This window comes from Serratia sp. 506_PEND, assembly GCF_001076875.1.
In the GTDB taxonomy this organism is placed as follows: domain Bacteria; phylum Pseudomonadota; class Gammaproteobacteria; order Enterobacterales; family Enterobacteriaceae; genus Serratia; species Serratia marcescens.
In genome coordinates this window covers 1-9,241 of the sequence record NZ_JVEL01000503.1, presented here as the reverse complement: position 1 = coordinate 9,241, position 9,241 = coordinate 1, and the positions used below count along the sequence as shown (strand labels likewise).

Genomic DNA, 9,241 nt, shown 5'->3' with positions numbered 1-9,241 from the left:
GATTCGGCGAAGGCAAAAAGCGCGGCACGCACAGCAACGCCTGTTTGGCATAGTCGAACGGGCTCGGCAGCAGCAACGTTTTGGCCTTGGTCAGCCCCAGCCGTTCGGTGAAGTGGCCCAGCTGATCGTTGACCGACAGCGTGGCCGAGGTAAAGATCCAGCTGCCCGGCTTCTCGTCCAGCATTTCGCGGAAACGGTCGGCCACCGTCAACGGCGTCAGCGCCAGCACGAAGTGGCGCGAATTGCACTCATACCAATAGCTGTAGCCCGGTTCCGTTACCGCCTTGAGGCGTTTGAGGCGCGCGCGGTACAGCGTGGCACGTTCAAAGGCGGCGTCCAACAGCGCCGAACGCCCCAGCGACAGCTTCATCACGTCATAACACAGCTCCAGCGCATCATCGAGCAGCAACAGAGCGCGCTGCACGTTGGGTTCGCCGAGCACGTCGCGCAGATTGCCGCGGAATCCCGGCTCTCCCAGATTCAGGCGAAAATCTTGCGTGCTCAGGCTGAGACGGTCGGCGCTTTTTTGCAGTTGAGCGGCATCGCGCACCTCGGTGCGGTAGGCGATGGTGATATCCTTCGCCAGATCCAGCAGCTGGCGGCTGGTGAGCTGCTGGCCAAAATACTGGCTGGCGATGTCGGGGATTTGGTGCGCCTCGTCGAAAATCATCACCTCGGCTTCCGGGATCAGCTCGGCAAACCCGCCCTCTTTCACCACCATATCCGCCAGGAACAGGTGATGGTTTACCACCACCACATCCGCATCCATCGCACGGCGGCGCGCCTTGACCACGAAGCAATCCTGATACAGCGGGCAGTCGCTGCCGAGACAGTTGTCATTGGTGCTGGTCACCAATGGCCAGACGAAGCTGTCTTCCGCCACTTCGCTGCAGGTGCTGATATCGCCCTCTTTGGTCTGCGACGACCACTTGCGCAGTTGCACCAGATCGATCAACGTCTGCCCCGCCAGTTCCCCGCCGGCCATCGACTGTTGCTCAAGACGCTCCAGACACAGGTAGTTGGAGCGCCCCTTCAGCAGCGCCAACTTGCCTTTGTACTTCAGCGCCTTGGCGACGGTGGGCAGATCGCGCGCATACAGCTGATCCTGCAGCGCTTTCGAACCGGTGGAGATGATCACTTTGCGATCGGCACGCAGCGCCGGCGCCAGATAAGCGAAGGTTTTGCCGGTGCCGGTGCCGGCTTCCACCACCAGCTCCTGCTTGAAATTGATCGCTTCGGTAACGGCTTGCGCCATCTGCCGCTGCGGCTCACGCGGTTTGAATCCCTTGATAGCCTGCGCTAATGCGCCGTCTGTTGCAAAATCGTCTGTCACGCTGTCTCTCTGCCGGTGTCATTCAGCGGTGATTATGCCAAGCCTGCCGCCCGGCTACCACCCACTTTATCGCCGCGCTTTTTCATCACCGGCTGTGCTACCCTTAGCGCGACTATGATATGGAGATAAGCAAATGAATATCGAAAGAATTGATCCCGATCAGCGCTGGTCCGAAGCCGTAGTGCACAACGAGACCGTTTACTACACCAGCGTGCCGGAGAACCTGGACGACGACGCGACCGCACAGACCGCCAACGCCCTCGCCGCCATCGACGTGCTGCTGGAACGCGTAGGGTCGGACAAAAGCCGTATTCTGGATGCCACCATTTTCCTGGCCAACAGCGCCGACTTCGCCGCGATGAACGCCGCCTGGGACGCCTGGGTGGTCGCCGGCAGCGCGCCGGTGCGCTGCACCGTGCAGGCGCAGCTGATGAATCCGAAGTACAAGGTGGAAATCAAAATCATCGCCGCGCTGTAAGCCTGAGCGCAGACGAAAAAAAACCGCAGGCGTTGCCGTCTGCGGTTTTTTATTGCCCGCTATCAGGACAGTTTAAGGATCACCATTCCCGTCAACAGCAGCGCCAAGCCAATCCAGCCTTTGGCGTTCAACCGCTGGCCGAACATGATCCAGCCTGCGGCGATGGTGGCGGCGATGCCGAAACCGCCCCACAGCGCATAGGCGATCGACAGATCGATGCCCTTTACCGCCTGCGCCAGGGCGCTGAACGCGCCGAGCACCGACAGCAGCGACAGCAATCCCAGCCAAATTTTACGGAAGCCGTCCGACATCTTCAGGAAGATGTTGGCGATGATTTCCAACACGATGGCCAGCCCCAGGAACCCAATGTGGTACAACTCAAACTGTTGCATGGTTGTCACCTCGCGGGCTGACCTGTTTTCGCTCTTTGCGAGTGCCGGATTTCACCAGCATGATGCCGGCGATCAGCGTAGCCAGGCCCAGTACTTTCAGCGCCGAAATGGGCTCGTCGAACCACAGCACGCTGAACAGGGTGATGAACAGGATGCCGATACCTTCCCACAGCGCATAAGCCACGCCCAACGCCACGCGTTTTATCGCTACCGACAACAATACATAAGACGCGGTGATCATCACGTACATCACGATATGCCCGATCATGCCGCCATTGACGCTGGCGTATTTCATCGACAAGGTGCCGATGATTTCGGTCATGATGGCCAAACCTAAAAAGATCCAATAAATCATAATTTTTCTCCCAAACGGCGAATAATGCGCGCCAAGGCATATTTATCCCGATTTATCTCGTCGAACGGCCGCCATGCGGCGCGCAAGACGCAGAGATCCCTGGGGATAAATTGACCCAAACGCAAAAAGAATGTTTGCCCGGCTGAACGGTGACGCGAAGGCCTAAGCCCGCTACCAGCACCGGTTAAGGGAGAAAGACGCTATAGTTCGCTGCACCAGTGATGCTCACTGGCAAGGATTGCAGACAGGAAGAGTTGGCACGTAGAGGTTCTGAGGGTAGTTCCGTTAATAGTCATCATAATAGTTCTCTATTATCAGCCGCACACCGTGCGATTTGCCCAATATCCTCATAAAAGTAAAATTTTCAACTGAGATATTTTTACCACAGCCCAAATAAGAAAGCAAACTGCCGTTTTCATGAAAAAGCAGAAAAAAACGGGTTAAAAATAAGAAAGTTAATCGCGATAAAAATTAAAAAAGGCCCAACGGAGCGTTGAGCCTTGCGAGATCCGCGGGTGAGCAAATAAGCGCCAACCCCAGGCCTGGTGCGGGTTACAACGCGGCACCGCTGACGGCGCTGCGCGCCAGTTCAGTGATGCGCGCATAGTCGCCTTTTTCGAGCGCGTCCGCCGGCACCAGCCAGGAACCGCCGATGCAAAGCACGCTTTTCAGCGCCAGATAATCGCGGTAGTTGTTCGGCGTAATGCCGCCGGTCGGGCAAAAACGCACCTGCGGGAACGGGCCGCCGATCGCCTGCAGCGCCTTCACGCCGCCGTTGGCTTCCGCCGGGAAGAATTTGAATTCGCGCAGGCCGTGATCCATGCCTTGCATCAGTTCAGACACGGTGCTGATGCCCGGGATCAGCGGGATGGTTCCCGCCGTCGCCGCCTGCAGCAAGGCTTCGGTCAGCCCTGGGCTGATGGCGAACTGCGCCCCCGCTTCGGTCACCTGCCGCAGTTGCTGCGGGTTGATCACCGTACCGGCGCCGATGATCGCCTCCGGCACCTCTTTGGCGATAGCGCGGATAGCCTCCAGCCCGCAGGCGGTACGCAACGTCACCTCCAATACCCGCACGCCGCCGGCAACCAGCGCTTTCGCCAGCGGCACCGCCTGCTCCAGCTTGTTGATCACGATAACAGGCACCACCGGCCCCGCCGTCAGGATCTGCTCGGCGCTGGTTTTCCAGTTTTTCATCGTTATTTCTCCATTACTCGCGGTTAACAATGGCACGCCCCTGCCACAGGGCTCCGCATGCGCGGACGTCCGGCCGTACCGTAAGTGATGTGGCCCACGCGCAGATCGCAGGCAAAAAAAAGCCGGCAGACAGGCTGCCGGCATTACGCATTATTCGAACTCGTTCCAGGAGCGGCCGTCACGGGTGATCATCGCCACCGAGGCCACCGGCCCCCAGGTGCCCGCCTGGTAAGGCTTAGGCGCCTCGTTGTCGGCTTTCCATGCGTCCATGATGGAGTCGACCCACTTCCAGGCTTCTTCCACTTCATCGCGGCGCACAAACAGCGCCTGAATGCCGCGCATGGTCTCCAGCAGCAGGCGCTCGTAGGCGTCCGCCACGTGCTCCTGGTTGAAGGTTTCCGAGAAGCTCAGGTCCAGCTTGGTGGTCTGCAGACGGTGCTTGTGATCCAGCCCCGGCACCTTGTTCAGCACCTGAATTTCGATGCCTTCGTCCGGCTGCAGACGGATGGTCAGTTTGTTCTGCGGCAGCTGCTGGTAAGAATCGCTGAACAGGTTCAGCGGCGGGTTTTTGAAGTACACCACCACTTCCGAACATTTGGTCGGCAGACGTTTACCGGTACGCAGGTAGAACGGCACTCCGGCCCACTGCCAGTTGTCGATATCCACGCGGATAGAGACGAAGGTTTCGGTGCTGCTGCTCTTGTTCGCCCCTTCCTCTTCCAGATAACCCGGCACTTTCTTGCCCTGGACGAAGCCGGCGGTGTACTGACCGCGCACGGTGGTTTCCCGGACATTGGTCTGATCGATGCGGCGCAGTGAGCGCAGCACCTTGACCTTCTCGTCGCGGATGCGGTCGGTCGTCAGATCCGCCGGCGGCGACATGGCGATCATGGTCAGGATCTGCAGCAGGTGGTTCTGGATCATGTCGCGCATCTGGCCGGCCTGGTCGAAATAGCCCCAGCGCCCTTCAATGCCCACCTCTTCCGCCACGGTGATCTGCACCGAATCGATGGTGCGGTTATCCCAGTTGGATGCGAACAGCGAGTTGGCGAAACGCAGCGCCAACAGGTTCAGCACCGTCTCTTTGCCGAGGTAGTGGTCGATGCGGTAGACCTGGGACTCATTGAAGAACTCCGCCACCTGATCGTTGATCACGCGGGAGGACGCCAGATCGGTGCCCAGAGGTTTCTCCATCACCACGCGCGCCGGCTCATGGTTCAGCTTGGCTTCGCCCAACCCTTTGCAGATGGCGCCAAAGGTGCTTGGCGGCATGGCGAAGTAGTTGATGGTGGTGCGGTGCTTCTGATCCAGCATTTTACCCAGTTTGGTAAAGTTCTTGCTGTCGTTGACGTCCAGGTTGCAGAAGTCCAGGCGCGCGCTTAGCGTGGCCCAGAGTTCGTCATCCAGTTTTTCCTTCATGAAGGTGCCAAGCGCTTCCTTGACCACTTCGGTATAGGCTTGTTTATCCCACTCCGCGCGGCCGACGCCGATGATCCGCGTATCCGGGTGGATGTGTCCGGCTTTCTCTAACTGGTACAGGGAAGGCAGCAGCTTACGGCGCGCCAAATCACCTTTCGCGCCGAAAATAACCAGGTCACACGCCTGGGCTGTAGAGGTTACCGCCATGTTCATCTCCTCGTTGCAGGATATTTGTAATTTTCTTACATTACTAATGTACTCTGTTTGACTACGGCCAGCAAACCCGGAGCAAAGCAGAAAAAAAGGCCTCAAGATTCCAGTGGAAAGCGCCAATCTACGCCAACGCCCTCACCACGGGCAAAACTGTAATTTTTCGTCTTTTTTGACGCTCTGTTACCATTATGAAAGTTAGACACAGGTCATATTCTGGTGAAAAAACCCTGCATACGCCGTGTCGAGACTGCCAACGGTTACCAGCACGTAGTATATTTTCACTAAACCGGCATTGATTTCTCCTTTGTTTGAAATCGACATACCCTATCGATTCCAGGTTACAGCCGCTCGTTTGGCGTCTGCTTGCACGGCGAACACGGGCGAAATTCGACGCTGTTGCTTGAAAGCCACAGGGATAAAACCATGAGTGACTCTCGTTATATGAATACGCTGGACAAAATCCAGAGCCATCTGGAACGCCTGAGCAAATCTGAAAGGAAAGTCGCCGAGGTGATCCTGGCCTCCCCGCAGACCGCCATTCACTCCAGCATCGCCACGCTGGCGCGCATGGCCGACGTCAGCGAACCTACCGTCAACCGCTTTTGCCGCCGCCTTGATACCAAAGGCTTTCCCGATTTCAAACTGCATCTCGCCCAAAGCCTGGCTAACGGCACGCCCTACGTAAACCGTAACGTTGAGGAAGATGACAGCGTCGATTCCTATACCAGCAAGATCTTCGAATCGGTAATGGCCAGCCTGGATACAGTAAAGGCAAATTTGGATATTGCCGCAATCAATCGTGCGGTTGACCTGCTCACCCAGGCAAAAAAGATCTCTTTCTTCGGGCTGGGCGCCTCCGCGGCAGTGGCGCACGATGCGATGAACAAATTTTTCCGCTTCAACATTCCGGTGGTCTACTTCGATGACATCGTCATGCAGCGCATGAGCTGCATGAACTCCGGCGAAGGCGACGTGGTGGTGCTGATCTCACACACCGGCCGCACCAAGAATCTGGTGGAGATGGCCCACCTGGCGCGAGAGAACGACGCCACAGTACTGGCTATCACCTCGCGCGACACCCCGCTCGCCCAAGCGGCGACCCTGGCCCTGCTGCTCGACGTGCCCGAAGACACCGACGTTTACATGCCGATGGTGTCGCGGATCGCGCAATTAACGCTCATTGACGTGCTCGCCACCGGATTTACCTTGCGCCGAGGGGCTAAATTCAGAGATAACTTGAAGCGGGTCAAAGAAGCGCTCAAAGAATCGCGCTTTGATAAAGGCGTGGTCATTCCCAACAGTTTTGATTCGTGACCCGACGAAGAAAAAATCGCCGTTCAACAGACATTTGAATGACGGCATCAGAGGCGGTACCCTGTTAACATGCTCATGCGGGTAACCCGGGTGAAATATCAGTGTTGTAAAATTACATTTCACGCCTGGTTTCGTTATCCGACGTTATCGCAACACCAATATTTGCTTCACCAGTCAACGGAGTAATACATGTCCAGACGGCTCAGAAGAACCAAAATCGTTACCACCCTGGGTCCGGCTACAGACCGCGACAATAATCTGGAAAAGATCATTGCCGCCGGCGCCAACGTAGTTCGGCTTAACTTCTCCCACGGCAGCCCGGAAGATCACCAGGCTCGCGCTGACAAAGTGCGCGAAATCGCTGCCAAACTGGGGCGTCACGTCGCTATCCTCGGCGATCTGCAAGGGCCGAAAATTCGCGTGTCCACCTTCAAGGAAGGCAAAATCTTCCTCAACGTGGGCGATAAATTCCTGCTGGACGCCAACCTGTCAAAAGGCGAAGGCGATAAAGAAAAAGTCGGTATCGACTATAAAGGCCTGCCAGCTGACGTGGTGCCGGGCGACGTCCTGCTGCTCGATGACGGCCGCGTTCAGCTGAAAGTGCTCGAAGTTCAGGGCATGAAAGTGTTTACCGAAGTGACCGTCGGCGGCCCGCTGTCCAACAACAAGGGCATCAACAAACTCGGCGGTGGCCTGTCGGCCGAAGCGCTGACCGAAAAAGACAAGGCTGACATCGTGACCGCCGCCAAGATTGGCGTCGACTACCTGGCGGTCTCCTTCCCGCGTACCGGTGAAGACCTGAACTATGCCCGCCGCCTGGCGCGCGATGCGGGCTGCAACGCCAAGATCGTGTCCAAGGTTGAGCGCGCCGAAGCGGTTTGCACCGACGAAGCGATGGACGACATTATTCTGGCCTCCGACGTGGTGATGGTTGCCCGTGGCGACCTGGGCGTCGAAATCGGCGATCCGGAACTGGTCGGCATTCAGAAGAAACTGATCCGCCGCGCCCGCACTCTGAACCGCGCGGTGATCACCGCGACCCAGATGATGGAGTCGATGATCACCAACCCGATGCCGACCCGCGCCGAAGTCATGGACGTGGCGAACGCCGTGCTGGACGGCACCGACGCCGTCATGCTGTCGGCGGAAACCGCCGCTGGCCAATACCCGGCGGAAACCGTGGCGGCGATGGCGCGCGTTTGTCTAGGCGCCGAGAAGATCCCGAGCATCAACGTTTCCAAACACCGCCTGGACGTACAGTTCGACAACATCGAAGAGGCGATCGCCATGTCTTCGATGTATGCCGCCAACCACCTGAAAGGCGTCACCGCGCTGATCGCCATGACCGAATCCGGCCGCACTGCGCTGATGATGTCGCGCATCAGCTCCGGCCTGCCGATCTTCGCCATGTCGCGCCATGAGCACACGCTGAACCTGACTGCGCTGTATCGCGGCGTGACACCGGTGTATTTCGACAGCCACAAAGACGGCGTGATCGCCGCCAATGAAGCGGTCAATCGCCTGCGCGACAAAGGCTTCCTGGTCTCCGGCGATCTGGTGATCGTCACCCAGGGCGACGTGATGGAAACCGTCGGCACCACCAATACCAGCCGTATTCTGCGCGTCGAGTAATCCACACCGCAGACGACATGCCGGCCGGCTCACGTTGGCCGGCATTTTTTTTGCCCCGGTACCGCCATAAACGACGGAGAACACCATGCTCCACCAACGCAATCCCGCAGCGAGCGGTGATGAGCTCGATCTCGATGGCCACGGCCTGACGCAGCTCGACGCGTCACAGTTAGCCGGCCACGCGCTGCGCAAGGTAAGCCTGTACGACAATCAGTTGGCGGCCATCCCCGCCCCCCTCTTCCTGCACCGCAATCTACAGGTGCTGAACATCTCCTGCAATCAGCTCGACCGCCTGCCGCCGGAAATTGGCCAGTTGCAACAGCTTGAGATGTTCGACTTTGGCCACAATCGCGCAAGCGAACTCCCCGAGGAACTGGGGCAGTTGCACCGGTTGAAATACCTCTATCTGAGCGACAACGGCTTTAGCGATCTGCCGCACTCGCTGGCGCAGCTACAGCAGCTGGTTTACCTCAATGCGACCGACAACCGCCTGGCCGTTTTGCCTCTGGCGATACCGAGGCTTGCGGCATTGCAGGAGCTGCGTTTATACAACAACCGCATCGGCAATCTACCCGGCGAAATCGGGCAACTGCGCGCGCTGCGCGAACTGCATATCATGAAAAATGCCCTGACCGCGCTGCCGGCGGAAATGGCACAGCTCGGTGAGCTGGAGATACTCGACGCGGCCAACAACGCCATCGCCGAACTGCCGGAAGCCTTCTGCCGGCTGCCGCGGTTGAGCGAGCTGAACCTGCGTTTCAATCAGCTGACGCGCCTGCCGAAAAATATCGGTGAGCTGACGGCGCTGAGAAGCCTGGATCTGCGCGCCAACCGCCTGAGCGACCTGCCGGAAAGCCTCGGCGAACTGAGCCGGCTGCGCAAGCTGGATCTGCGCTGGAATGATTTCACCC

General features: G+C 58.1%; 9 protein-coding genes. 4 read left to right on the top strand and 5 right to left on the bottom strand.

Annotated elements, in window-relative coordinates; genetic code table 11:
- A partial coding sequence (locus ADK28_RS20475) for an ATP-dependent DNA helicase (protein WP_414711767.1) occupies positions 1–1,333 on the bottom strand: 1,333 nt, incomplete at its 3' end.
- Between the two features lie 133 nt (positions 1,334–1,466).
- Between ADK28_RS20475 and ADK28_RS20470 the strand changes: the two genes are divergently transcribed.
- Positions 1,467–1,811, top strand: coding sequence for a RidA family protein (locus tag ADK28_RS20470; RefSeq protein WP_025303117.1), 345 nt, complete (start codon positions 1,467–1,469; stop codon positions 1,809–1,811).
- Between the two features lie 62 nt (positions 1,812–1,873).
- On the opposite strand, the gene mdtI is transcribed toward ADK28_RS20470, so the two are convergent.
- The 4 genes from mdtI to zwf all read right to left on the bottom strand — a co-directional run bounded on the left by mdtI (position 1,874) and on the right by zwf (position 5,378).
- Positions 1,874–2,203: a multidrug/spermidine efflux SMR transporter subunit MdtI gene (mdtI, locus tag ADK28_RS20465; RefSeq protein WP_016927446.1), complete on the bottom strand. Its 330-nt coding sequence runs from the start codon at positions 2,201–2,203 to the stop codon at positions 1,874–1,876.
- Positions 2,190–2,558, bottom strand: coding sequence for a multidrug/spermidine efflux SMR transporter subunit MdtJ (mdtJ, locus tag ADK28_RS20460; RefSeq protein ID WP_025303118.1), 369 nt, complete (start codon positions 2,556–2,558; stop codon positions 2,190–2,192). The genes mdtI and mdtJ overlap by 14 nt, the downstream gene beginning before the upstream one ends.
- Before the next feature lie 552 nt (positions 2,559–3,110).
- Entirely contained in the window at positions 3,111–3,752 is a 642-nt protein-coding gene (locus ADK28_RS20455; protein WP_033640104.1) for a bifunctional 4-hydroxy-2-oxoglutarate aldolase/2-dehydro-3-deoxy-phosphogluconate aldolase, read from the bottom strand.
- A gap of 150 nt (positions 3,753–3,902) precedes the next feature.
- On the bottom strand, positions 3,903–5,378 hold the full coding sequence (gene zwf / locus ADK28_RS20450; RefSeq protein ID WP_028127476.1) for a glucose-6-phosphate dehydrogenase: 1,476 nt from the start codon (positions 5,376–5,378) through the stop codon (positions 3,903–3,905).
- Positions 5,379–5,825: 447 nt separating this feature from the next.
- On the opposite strand from zwf, the gene ADK28_RS20445 reads away from it, so the two are divergent.
- The 3 genes from ADK28_RS20445 to ADK28_RS20435 all read left to right on the top strand — a co-directional run.
- A complete protein-coding gene (locus ADK28_RS20445; RefSeq protein ID WP_016927443.1) occupies positions 5,826–6,698 on the top strand; it encodes a MurR/RpiR family transcriptional regulator in 873 nt (290 codons plus the stop codon).
- Between the two features lie 189 nt (positions 6,699–6,887).
- Complete coding sequence (pyk, locus tag ADK28_RS20440; protein WP_004932339.1) at positions 6,888–8,330, top strand: pyruvate kinase; 1,443 nt, start codon at positions 6,888–6,890, stop codon at positions 8,328–8,330.
- 85 nt (positions 8,331–8,415) lie between these two features.
- The coding region (locus ADK28_RS20435; protein ID WP_048796523.1) for a leucine-rich repeat domain-containing protein at positions 8,416–9,241 on the top strand (826 nt) is incomplete at its 3' end.